This is a genomic window from Pseudoalteromonas sp. 2CM41L (assembly GCF_023161905.1).
GTDB classification, from domain to species: Bacteria; Pseudomonadota; Gammaproteobacteria; order Enterobacterales; family Alteromonadaceae; genus Pseudoalteromonas; species Pseudoalteromonas atlantica.
Window position 1 is genome coordinate 102,144 of record NZ_JALNTN010000007.1, and the last position, 16,919, is coordinate 119,062.

Genomic DNA, 16,919 nt, shown 5'->3' on the forward strand with positions numbered 1-16,919 from the left:
ATGACATTACGAATTGCAATTACCCCAGGTGAACCTGCGGGGATTGGCCCTGACTTGCTGCTGCAATTAGCGCAGCAACCATGGCAAGCTCAACTGGTCGCTATCGCCGACAAACAGTTATTAAAAGAACGCGCTCAACACTTGGGCCTTAATATTGAGCTAATTGATTTTGATGAAAATGCCCCTGCAGCTATAGCGCCTGCAGGTAGCATGTATATTCACCAAGTAGATTTAGGCACTGACGTTAAGCTAGGTGAACTAGACGACTTAAACGGCCAATACGTGCTTGATACCTTACGTATTGCCAGCGAAAAGAATATGGACGGTACCTTTGATGCCGTTGTCACGGGCCCTGTTCACAAAGGGATTATTAATAAAGCCGGTATTTCCTTTAGTGGCCACACTGAGTACTTTGCTCAGCAGTCGGGCACCTCTGATGTCGTAATGATGCTAGCAACTGAAGGCTTGCGTGTTGCCCTAGTAACAACGCATATACCGCTGGCTTATGTATCGCGTGCAATTACACAAGAGCGCTTAACTAAAGTTATTAGTATTTTAAACCACGACTTACAAACTAAGTTTGGTATTGAGCAACCGAAAATTTTAGTGTGTGGATTAAACCCCCATGCCGGCGAAGACGGTCATTTAGGCACAGAAGAAATAGAGACAATTTCACCTACGCTTGAGCTTTTAAACAGCCAAGGCATGAATTTAATTGGTCCGCTTCCTGCCGATACCCTATTTCAGGATAAATACCTCTCTCAAGCCGATGCCGTGCTTGCTATGTATCACGATCAGGGTTTACCTGTGCTAAAATACAAGGGATTTGGTAACTCGGTAAATATAACCTTAGGTTTACCATTTATCCGCACTTCGGTTGATCACGGTACTGCGCTTGATTTAGCAGGCACCGGTGACGCTGAAGTTGGCAGTTTTGAATTAGCGATCCGCGAAGCAATTAAGCTCGCCCATGAAAAAGCACAGAATCAATGACCGATAAAGTACATTTAGGACACCGCGCCCGTAAACGTTTTGGGCAAAACTTTTTATTTGATGAATCTATCATTGATAAAATAGTGACTGCAATCGATCCTAAACCACAAGACAACCTAGTAGAGATTGGCCCAGGTTTAGGCGCAATTACCGAACCTGTTGCCGATTTAAGCGGCCAACTTACTGTTGTTGAGCTAGATAAAGACTTAGCTCAGCGTTTAATTGAGCACCCTTTTTTAGGTCCTAAATTAAACGTAAACCAAGGCGATGCAATGAAGTTTGACTTTGCAAGCCTAGTACGCGATGACAAAAAATTAAAAGTGTTTGGTAACCTGCCTTACAATATTTCTACGCCATTACTGTTTCATCTTTTTGAGTTTGCTGATCATATTGAGCACATGCACTTTATGCTGCAAAAAGAAGTAGTAAAACGTATGGTTGCAGGCCCAGGCAGCAAAACTTTTGGCCGCTTAAGCGTGATGACACAATACTACTGCCACGCAATGCCCGTGGTTGAAGTACCGCCAGAGTGTTTTAAACCAGCACCTAAAGTAGACTCTGCGGTTATTCGTCTGATCCCTAAAAAAGCCGAGCAACGTACCGCTAAAAGCGTGAAAATTTTAAATACCGTGTGTTTAGAAGCCTTTAACCAACGCCGTAAAACATTGCGTAACAGCTTAGGCAACTTACTCACCGCAGATGAGCTTACCAGCATTGGTATTGATATTACTTTGCGTGCTGAAAGCCTAACGTTACAACAATTTATTGATATAGCTAATTGGATTTATGACAACAAGCAGTAATATTGGCTCTCCTGTAAAAGTCTCTGTAGAGACTTTTTATGTTGAAGGGCAATCTCAGCCTGAGCTAGAAAAGTACGTTTTTGCCTACTCAGTGACAATTAAAAACCACAGTCTTTGCAGCGCTACACTTTTAAGCCGTTATTGGTTGATCACCGATGCCAATGGTAAAGAAGTTGAAGTAGAGGGCGAAGGCGTTGTCGGCGAAACCCCCGTTATAGGCCCAGGCGAAACTTATAAATACACCAGTGGCGCAATATTAGATACCCCTGTTGGCACCATGCAGGGACACTACACACTGCGCAATGAGTTTGGTTCTGAGTTTGAAGCACCTATAAGCGTATTTCGTTTAGCGTGCCCTAACATTTTACATTAGTAAAAAGCGCCATGGCTGATTACGCAATTGGTGATTTACAAGGCTGCTTTAAAGAGTTTAGCCGCTTGCTCAAACGGGTTGACTTTAACCCAAGCAAAGATCACCTTTATTTAGTGGGCGATATCGTCGCACGTGGGCCGGACTCTCTGGCCTGCCTAGATTATATTTATCGCCATCAAGACAGCATGACTGTTACTTTAGGCAATCATGATTTACACATGGTTGCCTGTCACTATCTTAATAAGCCAATCAACCCCAAAGATAAACTCGGTGCTATTTTTGATAGTAAAAAGCTTCCTCACTATATCGCCTATTTGCAAACTCAGCCGCTTGCTATTTATTTAGCACAGCACCGCAGCTTTATATCGCATGCAGGGCTTAACCCTAATTGGTCTATAGAAAGCGCACTTAAACACGCACAGTTTGCTCAGCGTTGTTATCAATCGGCAAATGCTAAGCACTTTTTTGAAAAAATGTATCAGCCTCATCCCGCTATATGGCATGACGATTTAAACGAATTTGATAAGTTTAGGTACATTGTTAACTACTTTACCCGCATGCGCTTTTTAACCAGCAACAACACGTTAGAGCTTAGTGCGAAAGGCGCAATTAACGATAATAAAACGTTAACAGCCTGGTTCACTCACCCTAATATAAAAGCATTAGAAAACAACCTTATATTTGGCCATTGGGCCGCTCTTGAAGGGGTTACTCAGCTCAATCACATACATGCGCTCGATACCGGATGCGTATGGGGCGGTGCTTTAACGATGATGAACTTGCAAACTAAGCAAAAAATAGTAGAAAAGCCGACGCTTTTATCTAAATAAACTGTAAAACCCCAGCACATATGTTAAATTTAAATTAATAGATATTAATTGCTTAACTTATTGGTTAAAAAGCCGATAAGATGTGATTGAAGTACTTTAATTGGAAATCCATATGAATCTGACAGTAAGCCAACGAATTTGGTGTGGTTTTATATTTATCACCTTATTACTCATAATCATTGGTGGTAACTCTTTAATAAAAATTGCGAGCATTGACCGCTCTACCCAGCAGGTAAACCAGTTATCACTGCCCGCGCTTAATAAAAGCTCAGAACTACAAGCTGAATTTATTTTAATGAGTAAAGCAGCCCAAGCTAGTTTTTATACCACCTCAAGCGCACAGCTCACCCCTATAAAACAAAAAGTACTTGAGCAAAAAGACAAATTCAACTCGCTGCACGCCGACCTTCAACGTGTAGTAAAAAACGATGCATCACTGAGTCAAAAAAGCCAAGCTGTAGAAAAAACCTACTTAAGCTTTTTAGGTACGGTCGAAAACCTATTAGCTGATAAAGATAAACAACTAGCACTTAATAAAACCCTCACAGCACAGCTTGAAACAATTGAGATTGCAGCTGAAGATGCTAACTCAGTCGTGCTTGATATCACAGATATTACCAACTTTGAGCAAAACCACCCACGCGCTTACCAAGCTGCCAATAACTTAGAAAACAACTTTATGTCGGTGGTGAGTAACAGTACCGATATGCTCACGGTTAAAACGACAAACACCTTAGATATTGTAAAAAATGAGCAAGCTTATTACCTTGACGAAGTAATTCGTACTTTAACGTTAATAAAGCCAGCTATAGAGCAAGATAACAACGACCTATACAGTGATTTACAAGCATACGTTGATACGCTGATAGAAAATATTAGCGGCAATAATAGCCTAGCGGCCAATAAGCAGCGCCTTATTGACGCTATCGCACTTACCGAAAAAGAACTTGCCCAATCAGAGCAAGCAACCACTATGGCACTGTCGCAAATTGATGATTTAGTAACACAAGCAAGTACTGTGGCTTACAAATTACAAGAAGGTGTTCGCGAGGATGTAGACTCAGCGACGCTCTGGACATGGGCAGGTATGATCATCGCAACGTTAATTGCAATTGCAATTGCGATCCTTACCGTTAATAGAATCACTAAGCCACTGGCTGAGGTTAATCGGATTTTAGATATTGTTGCCAGCGGTGATATGACCCAACGCTTAGATGACTCTGCAAAAGATGAATTTGGCGAGCTATCAAAAAGCTGTAACACCCTTATAGATAGCCTACGTAGCTTAATTAAGGGCATTATTTCACGCTCAACTCAATTAGCAGCGGCGTCTGAGCAAACATCGGCCATTACCGGTGAGTCAAGCCAAGCTATTCGTAACCAACAAGCACAAGTAGAGCAAGCGGCAACCGCCACAACCGAAATGAGCAGCACGTCGCAAACTGTAAGCAACAGCGCACAGCAGGCACTTAACGAAATAAAAAATGCCGATAAAGAAGCTGAACGTGTAAAAGGTATATCTCATCAAAACAAAGCCACTATTGAGCAACTTGCTCGCGAGGTGGACGATGCATCAGGTGTTATTAATAAGCTTCATCAAGACAGCGCATCTATAGGCAGTATTTTAGATGTAATACGCGGCATTGCAGAGCAAACCAACCTATTAGCACTTAACGCTGCAATTGAAGCAGCACGTGCCGGTGAATATGGCCGAGGTTTTGCGGTAGTAGCGGATGAAGTACGCTCACTGGCAAGCAAAACACAAGAGTCGACCCAAGAGATACAATCTATGATTGAATCGCTTCAAAGTGGCGCAGAAGCGGCTGTAACAGCAATGGATAAAGGTAAACAGCAAGCAGAATCATGTGTTGAACAAAGCGACTTAGCAAGCAGCGCATTAGACTCAATTACACTTGCCGTATCGCAAGCACACGATGTAAGTGAAGAAATCTCTACCGCTGCTCAAGAGCAACAACAAGTATCACAAGAAATTAGTGAACGTTTAGAATCTATTGTAGCCATAGCCGAGCAAACAGCTGAGGGTGCAAATCAAACAAATATTTCAAGCTCAGAAGTAGCCAAACTTGCTGAAGAGCTAAGAATATCGGTAGAAAACTTTAAGGTGTAATGTACACCTAACAGCAGTAAATTAACGCAATAAAAAACCCGATACTGTTACTCAGTATCGGGTTTTTTTGTTTACTGGTTTTAACGCTTAGCGAGAAGCACGCTGGCGATTGCCGCCCACTTTAGGCTTAGTGTTAGCCTTTTTAAATTGGCTAAACCCAGTATGGCGCGTTAAGGCTGGGCGCCCTCCTTTACCTTTACCAGCGCCTTTATGTGCTTTTTCATCGCGGCCTTCTTCTGGCACTAAGCAATTTGGGCCTTTACCAATTAAATTGGCTTTCCCCATACTACGCAGTGCATCGCGGATCATTGGCCAACCCGATGGATCGTGATAACGCAATATGGCTTTGTGTAAGCGACGTTGGCGTGCTCCTTTTGGCACGGGCACTTGCTCTTTGTTGTTTTTAATATTACGCAACGAGTTCATTTCTGTATGGTAAATGGTGGTTGCATTGGCCATAGGCGACGGGTAAAAGTTTTGTACTTGGTCTAACTTAAAGTCGTTAGATTTAAGCCACAATGCCATGTTAACCATGTCTTCGTCTTTGGTACCTGGGTGCGCTGAAATAAAGTACGGTATTAAATACTGCTTTTTACCCGCTTCTTTTGAGTACTTATCAAATAGTTCTTTAAATTGATCATAAGCACCCATGCCCGGCTTCATCATTTTAGACAAAGGGCCATCTTCTGTGTGCTCAGGGGCAATTTTTAAATAACCACCCACATGATGCGTCACCAGCTCTTTTACATAGCGAGGGTCTTGTACGGCTAGATCGTAACGAACGCCTGAGGCGATCAAAATCTTTTTAATGCCTTTCACTTCACGGGCTTTTTTGTATAAATCGATAGTAGGTGTATGGTCTGTATCCATGTGCTTACATATATCAGGGTAAACACATGAAAGTCGTCTACAGGTACTTTCTGCTTTTTTGCTCGTACAGCGCAATTTATACATGTTAGCCGTTGGGCCACCTAAATCAGAAATAACACCGGTAAAACCAGGTACTTTATCTCTAATTTGTTCTATTTCGTCAATAATCGACTCTTGCGAGCGACTTTGAATAATACGCCCTTCATGCTCGGTAATAGAGCAGAACGAACAGCCACCAAAACAGCCACGCATAATATTAACCGACGTTTTAATCATATCGTAGGCTGGTATTTTTGCATCACCATAACTTGGGTGCGGTATACGCTGATAAGGCAAACCAAATACATCATCCATCTCATGGGTTTCGAGCGGAAATGCCGGCGGGTTAACCCAAATAGAGCGATCGCCATGGCGCTGAAATAACGCACGAGCACAACCTGGGTTGGTCTCTTGGTGCAAAATGCGCGAAGCATGGGCATAAAGCGGTTTATTAACACTTACTTGCTCAAATGCAGGCAGTTTAACGTATGTTTTTTCCCACGGTTTAGGACGCGCAGGCTGAATAGTTATAGGTTTAGCGGCCTCTGCTTTTAAATCAATACCGGCTTGCTTAAACTCTGATTTACTACACCCAACATCATCAGCCCCATAGGGGTTTGGGATAGGGTCAATTTTGCCAATTTTATCAATCGCTGTTGAATCACTTCCGCGCCAGCCCGGTATTGGCTCTTTACGAATAACCGCTGTACCACGAATATCCTGAATTGTATCCATAGTTTCGCCAGCGGCTATACGGTGGGCTACTTCCACCAGCGGGCGCTCTGCATTACCATAAATAAGGATGTCGGCTTTGGCATCAAACAAAATACTACGGCGTACTTTTTCTTGCCAGTAGTCGTAATGAGCAATACGGCGCAAGCTTGCTTCAATACCACCAATAACAATAGGCACACCTTTGTAGGCTTCACGTAAGCGCTGAGAGTATATCATCACCGCGCGGTCGGGGCGCTTGCCGCCCACATTACCAGGCGTATAGGCATCGTCATGGCGCATTCGTTTTTCTGCCGTGTAGCGGTTGATCATCGAATCCATGTTGCCGGCTGTTACACCAAAAAATAAGTTTGGTTTACCAAGCCCCATAAAGGCATCTTTTGATTGCCAATCTGGCTGAGCAATTATACCCACTCTAAAGCCTTGCGCTTCAAGTACACGGCCAATAACCGCCATACCAAAACTAGGGTGATCTACATAGGCATCGCCGCTAATAATTATAATGTCGCAGCTATCCCAGCCAAGAGCGTCCATTTCTTCGCGAGTGGTAGGTAAAAATGGGGCGGTGCCATAACATTCAGCCCAATATTTGGGGTATGAAAATAGCGCGCGTTCAGCTTTAAGGGAGCTCATAGTTTTGGCCGTAGAATAACAAAAGGCGCGAATTATATCCTAATACATTGCTTATTTATACAACATTACCTAGAGATATCGCGCCTACTGTAAAGTCTGTTGATATTAAGTTTTTTTATTTCGCTCTTTAATAAACTCTAAAAGTTCATGCTCAGGCATTGGCTTAGCGTACATAAAACCTTGTACTTCATCACACCCTAAGTTTTTCAAAAACTCTGCCTGCTGCTGTGTTTCTACACCTTCAGCAATTGTTTTTAGTCCTAGTTTAGCACCAAGCGACACCACTAAAGCAGCAATAGCACCGGTATCGTTATCGGGTAAATCTTTTACAAATGCGCGGTCTATTTTAAGCCTATCAAGCGGTAAACTTTGTAAGTAACTTAACGAAGAAAAGCCCGTTCCAAAATCATCAATCGCCACTTCTACGCCTAATTCTTTTAACTCTTTTAGGGTATTGATCACGGTTTCTAATTCATCCATTACCACGCTTTCAGTCACTTCTAACTCTATATTGCAGGGTTTAACATCGTACTTTTGTAAGGTGTTTTTTACTGTTGTAGCGTAGCCTTTAACCTTAAATTGCGGCACAGATACATTTACAGCAATGCAAATTTCTTCACCGAGTGCCTCTAAGCGTTTTTGCTGTTGGCAAGCTTGTTCTAAAACCCATTGGCCAATATCAACAATTAAACCGGCATCCTCTGCTAAAGGCACAAACACCGCAGGAGATATAAACGAGCCATCTTCTGATGGCCAGCGCAGCAATGCTTCACAGCCAATTAAAGATAAATTATCAAGTGAAAGCTGAGGCTGATACCACACTTGGAGCTTTTGCCGAGCAAAGTCATGACGTAACTGCCTAATAATACCTAAGCGCCAAGCCATTTTGTCTTGCATATCAATATCGTAGTAAATACCCTCTTTGCATTTAAGCTTTTTAGCTTGGTTTAATGCAATATAGGCAACTTTGAGTGTATCTAACCCAGTACTTTGAAAGTCTTGCTGCTGACATAAACCAATTCTAAAATCGACAGGCAAAATATGCTCGCCAGCACTAAAAGGCACACTTAGCACGTCGTTAAATTGTTCGAGGTCAAACTCCGTTTGGCGAATAATAAAGCCAAATACATCTGCGCCAATACGCGACAATAACTTTGCGTCTGGGTAAGCATCTTTAAGTCGCTTTACAATCTCGATTAACAAATGATTGCCAATTTCTTGTCCTAAGCCATTGTTAATATCAGCAAAACCAATCACATCAATTAATACAAAAACGTAGTCATTAACATGTGGTTTTTGATAACGCACCACCCGCTCAATAAAATTAGTACGATTAGAAATACCGGTTAGTACATCTTTGTAGGCCGCATCTCTTAGTTTTACAAACAGCCTTACGTTATCAAGGGCTACACTCACATTAGTAAGAAAAATCTCTGCAAATTGCAGCTGCGCATCACTCGGTTTATGCTCGCACTCTAAATAAATAGCAGCCTGGCGGTGCTTACTTTTAACAATAAAAGTTACGCTCGAATCGGTTTGGCAATGCTGAGCCGACTCAAAACACTGATCTACTTGTTCAAGCGCAACGCTATCAACATTAGCAAGCTTTTCACCAAAGTAGCTCTCATAATGGCCACTACCACCCAATACTTGAATAAAGTTATCGCCATCTAGCTTACTGCATACCAACCCAACTTGTTGGCACTCTAAAATAATACCCAAGTGTTTAATAATCTCTTTGCATAACACTTTAATATCGGTAAGCCCTAAAATAGACTTTGAAGCCGAAACAATGGTGTTCATCGCATCACTTTGATACTCAAGCTGGCATACTTGCTCGTACGAGCGAATAGCGGTAATTAAAGAAGTTACTAATTTAGAACGAGTTAACTCTGTTTTTGTTTTATAGTCGTTAATGTCATATTCGCGAATTACTTTTTCTTCTGGGGTGTTGCCCGCTTGGCCGGTTCGTAAAATAATTCGCACATGCTGATTGTTAAGCTCTTCGCGTACGCGTTTTACAACTTGCAAACCCGCATCATCAGATTCCATCACTACATCTAAAAAAATAACGGAAATTGTATTATTGTTTTTGAGTATTTCGATGGCTTCGCTGCCAGAGTACGCATCGTGAAAACGCAGCCCTGCCCCCCAAAACTCTACGCCCGATAACGCAAGCTTAGTCACTGAATGTATTTCAGGATCGTCATCAACGATCAAAACATCCCAAAAATCAGATAATTCTTGGGTTATTTCTTCTTCGCTGTCTGGCGCTAAAAATAAAAAATCGCTATGCTCTGACGACATTATCTACCCTTTATCAGTTTTAATACTTATATAAGCTCATACCTATGTGCTAAAAATATATTTTTGGTTTATAGGCTAATTCATACTATAGTCGATTAATAAAAAGTTGTTATATTTCAAACTAAAAAACTCGTAAAAGGTGTGCCTATTAAATTTTTTAAAATCCTTATAAAAACGCTCTTATTGTTAGTTTTAGTGGCTATTTTGATTGGTTTAACCCTGCCGCAAAATTACAGCGTAAATAAAAACATACAAATAAATGCCAATGTAGTGACCGTTAAATCGCTGGTGTCTGACTTTAGCCTTTGGCATACATGGTCACCTTGGGGCAAAGTAGATCCGTCTATCACTTTTACTTTAGGCGAACCTAGTCGCGGTATAGGCGCGCATCAATCGTGGCAAAGTGACTGGGGGTATGGAGAAATGACCATTACTTCGCTTTCACAAAATAAAATGACCTTTAATGCGCTTTTAAAAAATGAGCATATTATTGAAGGTGAAATTACATTTACCGAAGTAGAAGGTGTGGTAAATGTAACGTGTAATATTAATGGCCAAACCAATACCCCGCTAATTTCGGGTTATCTATCAATTTTTAGTGAGTATGTATTAAGCAATACAGTGTCACTTGGCTTAAATAACTTGCAAACAGTAGCGCAATTACGCGACCAAAAAACACAGCTGGATAACGATGACAGTAAAATCAGCCCAAGCGAGAATTAACCTCGCCAATATAATTGAGTCTTTACTTGGCTACCCCGTAAAAAAAATAACCACAAATACTGGGCAACCAAGTACAGATCAAAGTTACGGCTCTAAAGGCGATCTAAACCCGCTTTATCACATAAATAGCGATAACCCTATTTTAGCGCGCGCCCAAAAGCGCCAAGATTTACTGCTTATAAAACAGCAGCAAAATATAGAAACCATTTTAGCTAAAGCAATGGGATTTTGCCCCGATGTGGCAAGCAATAAACAACCAGATGCTGACTGGGTAGAGCGCTTTATTGCCCTATGTGAAGACACCTCAAATGAATCGATGCAAACACTATGGGCTAAAATTTTAACTGGCGAGACGCTCAACCCCGGTACATTTTCTATAAAAAGCTTACAAACACTCAAGCATATGACCCAACGCGAAGCTGATGCATTACAAAAGTGTGTATCGCTGAGCAGCTACAACGCAAAAGACGACAGCCACTTTATTTTATTGGGGTTTTATAAAAAGCCTTCGCTTTTCGACTTACTACGAAAAGGCAATAAGGTATCGCTAAATTTAGGAAAAACGGGGATCAGCTTTCCTGATATTTTAACCCTAATGGATCTTAATTTACTCTACAGAAAAGAAATAGAATCGGCGGTATTAAAAGCAGGTCAAGAACTCACCCTGTCGTTTTTATCGCAAAAAGTGACGTTAAAAGCTAAAAGCAGTGACTTAGTATTAAGCTATTACAAGTTTACCCAAACTGGCGATGAGCTTTCTAAGCTTATAAATTACCCGGTAAATAAGGTGTATAAGCAATTAATTAATAATGCATTGGAGGGAGAATTTGATTTAACGTGGCATGTTAATAAATAACACACCACGCTGTAAGCTCACTAATTAAAAGTGAACTTGAATACCCGCAAATGGGCCTGATGCGTCAATATCGGTATTAATATCATCAACATCATCTAGCTCTAACGTCATAGAACGGTAACCTGCTTTAATAGCTACATCTACCGCTAGGTTATCAATAAGTTCATACGCTACACCTACTTGGTAGTCTTGTACTTTACTATCGTCGATAGCTAAAAAGCTGCCTTCAAAAAACACACTTAAACCCGTAAATGGTAAGCCTGCTTCAGCACGGCCATAAGCAAGTGGCACAAAGCCCGAAAAATCTTTAGTTTCAGAGAAGTTAGTGCCACCTTGTTGAGTAGTACCAGTTACAACAATGTCACCGTCAAACTGCTTTGCGTTTAAACCTAAATCAATTGAAATTAAATCGTTATCAAAAATTTCGTAATAAAGAATGTAATCAATGTGAGTTAAATCACTTAATGTATTTGCAGTTGTACCAACCACGTAATCTGAGCCATTAAAGCTAAACGTATCAGTAAGGGTTGCCGAGCCATTAAGTTCAAGCTCAGTGTATTTAAGCTTTAGGTTAGGAACTAATGGCACTGGGTGCTCTAGTGCCGCGTAGTAGCTAATAAAGGTTTCGTCTTCAAAATTAAAATCTTGTGGTGCGTTATCTTTGTAAGAAAACTGACCGTCGTTATCTGACTGCCAGCCATCAACACCTACATATAAACCTAATAGAGTGTCTGCCTGTGCTGCAGGGGCTAAACATGCCATTGAAAGGGCAGCTGCTAAACAATACTTTTTCATTTTTTATCCTTGAGCTAGTAGTTCGCTAAGTTCGATTAAAGCCGCATTGGCTCTTGAAATATAATTTGCCATAACTAAAGAATGATTTGCCACAAAGCCAAAACCATTCCCGTTTAATATAATTGGGCTCCACACGGTTTCTTGTGTTGCCTCAAGCTCACGTATAATTTGCTGCAAGCTTACACGCGCATTTTTCTTTTCTAATACATCAGCAAAGTCATACTCAACTGCTTGTAAAAAGTGTAATAACGCCCACGTTGCACCGCGCGACTCGTAAAACACGTCGTCTATTTCCCACCACGACGTTCTTACTTGTTGCTGAAGTGGTGTATAGGTCGCTTGCGTGTTTGAAGAATTACCAGCTAAATCGGTATTTACTTTGTCTTGGCCAACACTTGCACTTAAACGCTGACTTAAACTGCCTAAACGCTTTTCGGCTTCTTTTAACCAGCTGCGTAGATTATCTGCACGTGAATAAAATTGGCTATCGCGCTCATGCTCGTTAGCAATTTGTGAGCGGTACACAAGAAGGTAGTCTATTCCCTTTTGGTACTCTCCCTCGGCACTTGGCCACGCCCATGCCTCAGAGCTAATATTAAATTGTGGCTGCGCTTTTTTAAGGGCCTCATGTTCGGTAGATTGCGACTGTGAACGGCTAAAATCTTTACGCATTGATAACGCTAAATCACGCACCATTTCAAGCGCGCCATATTCCCACGCAGGCATGTCATCCATTATCACACTTGGCAGCATCACATCGTTTGATAAATATCCACCTTGCTTATCAAGTAATGTGCTAGCAACGGTAATAAGCGTTGAGGTGGTTGTATAGCCTGTTACCATTTTTTCGCTGCGTGCTTGCGCGGTTTCTTTTGCATTAGTTACTACGTTAAAACGTGCCGGCTCAATGCTCCAATAAACTGCAATAGCGTAAAAAATAATAAGTAGTACCACCAAGGCACCAGCTATTTTTCCTTTATGTTGCGACATTTATCCTCCTAGTGATGAGCGTGTTGTTTTTTAGATGGTTTTGAATGCGCAGCTTGCGCTTCAAGCGAAACCACTTGAGCATTAGTAAACAAGCGGTTACCGTCACTAAAATATAGCGTGAGTTTACGTTCTTGCCCTACTTTTAGTGGCTCTTGTGGATCAAATACCATTAAATGGTAACCACCAGGCTCAAAGCTTAGGCTTTCATGGCCCTTAATAGTAACGGCTTTAACCTGTTGCATTTTCATCATGCCATTGACATGTTTGTGCTCATGTATTTCTACACGGCCTAAACCTTCGATGGTTGCTTTAGTTAATTTAGCAACACCACCACCGTGGTTAGAAATTGTTAAATAGCCAACACTCGACTTACTACCAGGCAAAAACGCCCTTACTTGTGCATGGCTTACTTCAAGCTTAGCTTCGTCTGTATCGTGGCTGTGCCCAGCATGTGCAGCAACCGATGACGAAAACACATTAATCATTAACGCCGAGGCCATAAAAAAGCACTGCTTCATCATCGCTTTATTCCTTGTGAAAGCATAAAATTTCACTTTAAATTTAACATAGTTAACTAATAATAGTCAGTTAAATTAAGGCTTAAGAGGTTACTTTTTTGTTATCGAGCACCAACCAGCACAGTACAGCTACAAATAATAATGGCCACGCTATCATGACTGAACCAAATAACAGTGCCAAAATGGTGCCAACCAGCGCGACAATCCCGGCGCCTATTAACCCCATAGTCACTAATGCCATTACGGCTACCACTGCAATAATAGCGACTAATACACCAGCCAGCTCAAGCCCCACCCAGCTCATATCTGCAATCCAAAGTGGAAACTGCCATGAATCAAAATGTATTAGCGACACAGTATCAGTAAAAAGTAACACATATACGACAACACATATTGCTAAGGTTTTCATATCCCTCTCCTAATACGCACGCTCTTCAAGGCAGCAGTGAGCAATCAAGTAACCAAGCGCCACTGCAAACGGAAAACTTATAAATAATAAAATAGTTACTAAGCGTGTTGACCACACTGGAAAATCAAGGCGACGCGCTAACCCACTGCATACGCCCGATATTTTTTTATTCAGTGAATCTTTGTACCAACCACGCTGTGTTTTAAAGTTATTCATACTCTACTCCTTAAGCGCTTGGCGCAGTTGTATTGGTATTACTTTGCTTAACACTGGCTTTTAAACGAGCCAGCTCTGCATCTATTTTTTCATTTTTTACTAAAGACTCAATTTGCTCAGCGGTTGATTGCGCTGTATTTGTAAGTTCATAAGCATCAACCTGTGCTTCTATGCCTTCCACTTTTTGCTCTATCATTTCAAAGCGAGACAAAGCATTTGCGACGTTGTCGCTGTGTAATTGCATGTTCACTTTTTCACGTGCAGCAAAAATATCGTGGCGTTTTATTAATTGAGTTTGTTTGCTTTTAGCTTGCGCCATTTTTTGCTGTAAACGCTCACAATCTGCCGTAATTTTCTCTATCGACTCTTTTAGAGTATTTAGCTGAGTGTTTTTTGCTGCAATTTGCTCATCTACTCGCTGCTTTTCTACTAACGCAGACTTGGCTAAATCGTCACGGTTTTTAGCAACTGCCAGCTCAGCTTTTGTTTGCCACAAAGTTAAGTCTTTTTGTTTTTGTGCAATTTGGCGTTTAAGCGTTTTCTCTTCGCACAGTAAGGCTGCGGCCGTGCTTCTACATTCGTTAAGCGCTTCTTGCATTTCACTTAGCATAAGGTTGAGGAGTTTTTCTGGGTCTTCTGCTTTATCCAGCATGGCAGCAATATTGGATTGGATAACATCATTTACGCGATTAAATATACTCATTGTTTTGTCCTGTTGTTTTTAATTGATAACAACAACAAGATTCCAAGAGTTATGCCAAGTAACAAAAAGTTATTTATAAACATTTGAATTCAATTAGTTAGACAACTAATAAGTTATTTTAAACTGACTAAAAACTGAATGCTAATAAGCGAAAATCACTAACTTATTTATCTTTTGACTAAATTTTAGTTATAAAAAAACCACTTTATAAAGTGGTTTTTTTATAACTGGTCAGCGCTTTAGTATTACTCAGGCACAAAACTTAATGCTTTATCCATTACCGACAAATCAGCCTGTTTACCGTGACCATTTTCTGAAAGGTGACGTCTAAATCCGCGCGCCCCTGGCTGCCCCTGAAAAATCCCCAGCATATGGCGTGCTATATGCCAAAAGTTAGCACCTAAACGCATTTCTTCTTCTATGTAATCATACATAGCGCGCACCACATCGTGACGAGTCTGAGTATTAGCCACCTCACCGTAAATCTTTTCATCCACCTCATTAAGCATAAATGGATTACTATATGCTTCGCGACCAATCATAACGCCGTCTATATGCGCTAAATGCGCTAGGCTTTCTTCAATTGTTTTAACGCCGCCATTAATGCTTAAATCGAGCTGTGGGTAGTCTTTCTTTAATTGGTAAACACGTGGGTAATCAAGAGGCGGTACTTCACGATTTTCTTTAGGGCTTAAACCATTTAACCACGCTTTACGGGCATGAATAATAAAGTCATCACAGCCAGCTTTATGGCTGGCTTCAATTAATGCGCATAAAAATTCATACGAGTCTTGCTCATCAATACCGATGCGTGTTTTTACCGTAACAGGAATACTAACTTCGCTTTTCATTGCCGCAACACACTGGGCAACCAGCTCAGGCTCGGCCATTAGGCATGCACCAAAGCGCCCGTTCTGTACTCTATCTGAAGGGCAGCCTACATTTAAGTTAATCTCATCGTAGCCACGCTCACCCGCAAGCTTTGCACACTTTGCTAGCGCCTCGGGATCAGACCCCCCCAGCTGCAAAGCAACCGGCCCCTCGTGCTGATTAAAGTGTAGGTAATCGCCGCGACCAAATAAAATCGCCCCCGTGGTGATCATCTCAGTGTATAAAACAGCGTGCTTACTCATCTTACGATGAAAAGTGCGACAATGACGATCAGTCCAATCAAGCATGGGTGCAACAGAAAAACGTCTGTTTAACGTTGGATTATCTAATGTGCGTTTTTGCAATGTAAAAGCCTCGGGGATTATAAGTAAATGCGCCCATAAAAAGGCGCTGTATTCTACACAAAAGCCTAATTAGCATCAATGTTAGCTGTATATTTGTAAACCAAAATAATGCGCGATACCGTTGAGTATATTTGTAACTGCCACAGAGCTTAAAATTAACCCCATGATTCTACTTATAATACTTGCGCCACTGTCGCCTATTAATTTATGCACATGATTTGCGAGTAACAACAGCACAAGCACAACAACTAATACAACCAACATCATCGACGATGTAGTAACTTGCTCAACCCACGTGTATTCTTCGTTGCGGGTCATCAGTACTGCGCCAAGCATGGCGCCTGGGCTTGCTATAGAGGGAATGGCTAGCGGAAAAATAGCGGTTTCTGTGCTGTCGCGCACACTTTTAATCTCAGACTCGGGCTTACTTTCACCAAAAATCATTGAAAGCGCAAAAATAAGCAGGACTATGCCCCCCGCTATTTGAAACGCCGACAGCGGTATTTCAATTGCATTTAATAGCTGCTCACCGGCAATAACAAAAAAGAGTAAAACCACAGCGGATACACCCACGGCCTTAAAAACAACTTTTCGTTTAAACTTTTCATCTTCCCCTCGTGTCACAGCAATAAATACAGGCACTGTACCTATAGGGTCTATCACCGCAAAAAAGAAAATAAATATAGCTACCAGTTCATGCATTAATGGGGTTCCTAGATAAAAAGTGTTTAATAAAAACGCTGCAAGTACAACACAGTATGTTAGT

Annotated in this window: 17 protein-coding genes; 7 read left to right on the plus strand and 10 right to left on the minus strand. The window is 41.3% G+C overall.

What is annotated here, in order from left to right; translation table 11 throughout:
- The 5 genes from pdxA (at position 1) to MTF64_RS10745 (ending at position 5,127) form a co-directional block, all read left to right on the plus strand.
- Complete coding sequence (pdxA, locus tag MTF64_RS10725) at positions 1 to 993, plus strand: 4-hydroxythreonine-4-phosphate dehydrogenase PdxA (RefSeq protein ID WP_054983555.1); 993 nt, start codon at positions 1 to 3, stop codon at positions 991 to 993.
- Complete coding sequence (gene rsmA, locus MTF64_RS10730) at positions 990 to 1,796, plus strand: 16S rRNA (adenine(1518)-N(6)/adenine(1519)-N(6))-dimethyltransferase RsmA (RefSeq protein ID WP_004585856.1); 807 nt, start codon at positions 990 to 992, stop codon at positions 1,794 to 1,796. Before pdxA ends, rsmA begins: the two co-directional genes overlap by 4 nt.
- On the plus strand, positions 1,780 to 2,169 hold the full coding sequence (gene apaG, locus MTF64_RS10735; protein ID WP_004585855.1) for a Co2+/Mg2+ efflux protein ApaG: 390 nt from the start codon (positions 1,780 to 1,782) through the stop codon (positions 2,167 to 2,169). The genes rsmA and apaG overlap by 17 nt, the downstream gene beginning before the upstream one ends.
- A gap of 11 nt (positions 2,170 to 2,180) precedes the next feature.
- Positions 2,181 to 2,999 carry a symmetrical bis(5'-nucleosyl)-tetraphosphatase gene (locus MTF64_RS10740; RefSeq protein ID WP_248451329.1) on the plus strand — a complete coding sequence of 273 codons (819 nt, stop codon included), beginning with the start codon at positions 2,181 to 2,183 and terminating at the stop codon, positions 2,997 to 2,999.
- A gap of 112 nt (positions 3,000 to 3,111) precedes the next feature.
- Positions 3,112 to 5,127 (plus strand): methyl-accepting chemotaxis protein, encoded by a 2,016-nt coding sequence (locus tag MTF64_RS10745; RefSeq protein ID WP_004585853.1) that lies wholly within the window; start codon positions 3,112 to 3,114, stop codon positions 5,125 to 5,127.
- An 87-nt stretch (positions 5,128 to 5,214) separates the two neighbouring features.
- Here the strand turns inward: MTF64_RS10745 and MTF64_RS10750 are convergent, their stop codons facing one another.
- Together MTF64_RS10750 and MTF64_RS10755 are read right to left on the minus strand one after the other, a co-directional pair.
- Positions 5,215 to 7,401, minus strand: a complete 2,187-nt coding sequence (locus tag MTF64_RS10750; RefSeq protein WP_024031514.1) for a YgiQ family radical SAM protein — start codon at positions 7,399 to 7,401, stop codon at positions 5,215 to 5,217.
- A gap of 105 nt (positions 7,402 to 7,506) precedes the next feature.
- A complete protein-coding gene (locus tag MTF64_RS10755) occupies positions 7,507 to 9,708 on the minus strand; it encodes an EAL domain-containing protein (RefSeq protein WP_248451331.1) in 2,202 nt (733 codons plus the stop codon).
- Between the two features lie 141 nt (positions 9,709 to 9,849).
- Between MTF64_RS10755 and MTF64_RS10760 the strand changes: the two genes are divergently transcribed.
- Entirely contained in the window at positions 9,850 to 10,431 is a 582-nt protein-coding gene (locus MTF64_RS10760; RefSeq protein ID WP_248451332.1) for an SRPBCC family protein, read from the plus strand.
- A complete protein-coding gene (locus tag MTF64_RS10765) occupies positions 10,400 to 11,287 on the plus strand; it encodes a TIGR03899 family protein (RefSeq protein WP_121636978.1) in 888 nt (295 codons plus the stop codon). The genes MTF64_RS10760 and MTF64_RS10765 overlap by 32 nt, the downstream gene beginning before the upstream one ends.
- Before the next feature lie 24 nt (positions 11,288 to 11,311).
- Here MTF64_RS10765 and MTF64_RS10770 read toward each other — a convergent pair whose 3' ends face one another.
- The 8 genes from MTF64_RS10770 to MTF64_RS10805 form a co-directional block, all read right to left on the minus strand.
- Positions 11,312 to 12,082 (minus strand): TIGR04219 family outer membrane beta-barrel protein, encoded by a 771-nt coding sequence (locus tag MTF64_RS10770; protein ID WP_004585848.1) that lies wholly within the window; start codon positions 12,080 to 12,082, stop codon positions 11,312 to 11,314.
- A 3-nt stretch (positions 12,083 to 12,085) separates the two neighbouring features.
- Positions 12,086 to 13,072, minus strand: coding sequence for a DUF2333 family protein (locus MTF64_RS10775; protein WP_248451333.1), 987 nt, complete (start codon positions 13,070 to 13,072; stop codon positions 12,086 to 12,088).
- An 8-nt stretch (positions 13,073 to 13,080) separates the two neighbouring features.
- Complete coding sequence (locus MTF64_RS10780) at positions 13,081 to 13,593, minus strand: copper chaperone PCu(A)C (protein ID WP_029773289.1); 513 nt, start codon at positions 13,591 to 13,593, stop codon at positions 13,081 to 13,083.
- A 79-nt stretch (positions 13,594 to 13,672) separates the two neighbouring features.
- Positions 13,673 to 13,999, minus strand: a complete 327-nt coding sequence (locus MTF64_RS10785; protein ID WP_024031509.1) for a hypothetical protein — start codon at positions 13,997 to 13,999, stop codon at positions 13,673 to 13,675.
- 9 nt (positions 14,000 to 14,008) lie between these two features.
- Complete coding sequence (locus tag MTF64_RS10790) at positions 14,009 to 14,215, minus strand: PspC domain-containing protein (RefSeq protein ID WP_024031508.1); 207 nt, start codon at positions 14,213 to 14,215, stop codon at positions 14,009 to 14,011.
- Between the two features lie 10 nt (positions 14,216 to 14,225).
- Positions 14,226 to 14,918: a PspA/IM30 family protein gene (locus MTF64_RS10795; RefSeq protein WP_248451334.1), complete on the minus strand. Its 693-nt coding sequence runs from the start codon at positions 14,916 to 14,918 to the stop codon at positions 14,226 to 14,228.
- 245 nt (positions 14,919 to 15,163) lie between these two features.
- Positions 15,164 to 16,153 (minus strand): tRNA dihydrouridine(20/20a) synthase DusA, encoded by a 990-nt coding sequence (gene dusA / locus MTF64_RS10800; RefSeq protein ID WP_282447007.1) that lies wholly within the window; start codon positions 16,151 to 16,153, stop codon positions 15,164 to 15,166.
- 81 nt (positions 16,154 to 16,234) lie between these two features.
- Entirely contained in the window at positions 16,235 to 16,855 is a 621-nt protein-coding gene (locus MTF64_RS10805; RefSeq protein ID WP_004589061.1) for a MarC family protein, read from the minus strand.
- Positions 16,856 to 16,919 lie beyond the last annotated feature (64 nt).

Excerpts from the sequence above, each read along its gene's own strand:
- MTF64_RS10780 (WP_029773289.1), bottom strand. The coding sequence starts at position 13,593 with ATGATGAAGCAGTGCTTTTTTATGGCCTCGGCGTTAATGATTAATGTG.
- MTF64_RS10750 (WP_024031514.1), bottom strand. The coding sequence starts at position 7,401 with ATGAGCTCCCTTAAAGCTGAACGCGCGCTATTTTCATACCCCAAATAT.
- apaG (WP_004585855.1), top strand. The coding sequence starts at position 1,780 with ATGACAACAAGCAGTAATATTGGCTCTCCTGTAAAAGTCTCTGTAGAG.
- MTF64_RS10740 (WP_248451329.1), top strand. The coding sequence starts at position 2,181 with ATGGCTGATTACGCAATTGGTGATTTACAAGGCTGCTTTAAAGAGTTT.
- MTF64_RS10790 (WP_024031508.1), bottom strand. The coding sequence starts at position 14,215 with ATGAATAACTTTAAAACACAGCGTGGTTGGTACAAAGATTCACTGAAT.
- pdxA (WP_054983555.1), top strand. The coding sequence starts at position 1 with ATGACATTACGAATTGCAATTACCCCAGGTGAACCTGCGGGGATTGGC.
- MTF64_RS10755 (WP_248451331.1), bottom strand. The coding sequence starts at position 9,708 with ATGTCGTCAGAGCATAGCGATTTTTTATTTTTAGCGCCAGACAGCGAA.
- MTF64_RS10775 (WP_248451333.1), bottom strand. The coding sequence starts at position 13,072 with ATGTCGCAACATAAAGGAAAAATAGCTGGTGCCTTGGTGGTACTACTT.
- rsmA (WP_004585856.1), top strand. The coding sequence starts at position 990 with ATGACCGATAAAGTACATTTAGGACACCGCGCCCGTAAACGTTTTGGG.
- MTF64_RS10765 (WP_121636978.1), top strand. The coding sequence starts at position 10,400 with ATGACAGTAAAATCAGCCCAAGCGAGAATTAACCTCGCCAATATAATT.
- MTF64_RS10805 (WP_004589061.1), bottom strand. The coding sequence starts at position 16,855 with ATGCATGAACTGGTAGCTATATTTATTTTCTTTTTTGCGGTGATAGAC.
- MTF64_RS10785 (WP_024031509.1), bottom strand. The coding sequence starts at position 13,999 with ATGAAAACCTTAGCAATATGTGTTGTCGTATATGTGTTACTTTTTACT.
- MTF64_RS10745 (WP_004585853.1), top strand. The coding sequence starts at position 3,112 with ATGAATCTGACAGTAAGCCAACGAATTTGGTGTGGTTTTATATTTATC.
- MTF64_RS10770 (WP_004585848.1), bottom strand. The coding sequence starts at position 12,082 with ATGAAAAAGTATTGTTTAGCAGCTGCCCTTTCAATGGCATGTTTAGCC.
- MTF64_RS10795 (WP_248451334.1), bottom strand. The coding sequence starts at position 14,918 with ATGAGTATATTTAATCGCGTAAATGATGTTATCCAATCCAATATTGCT.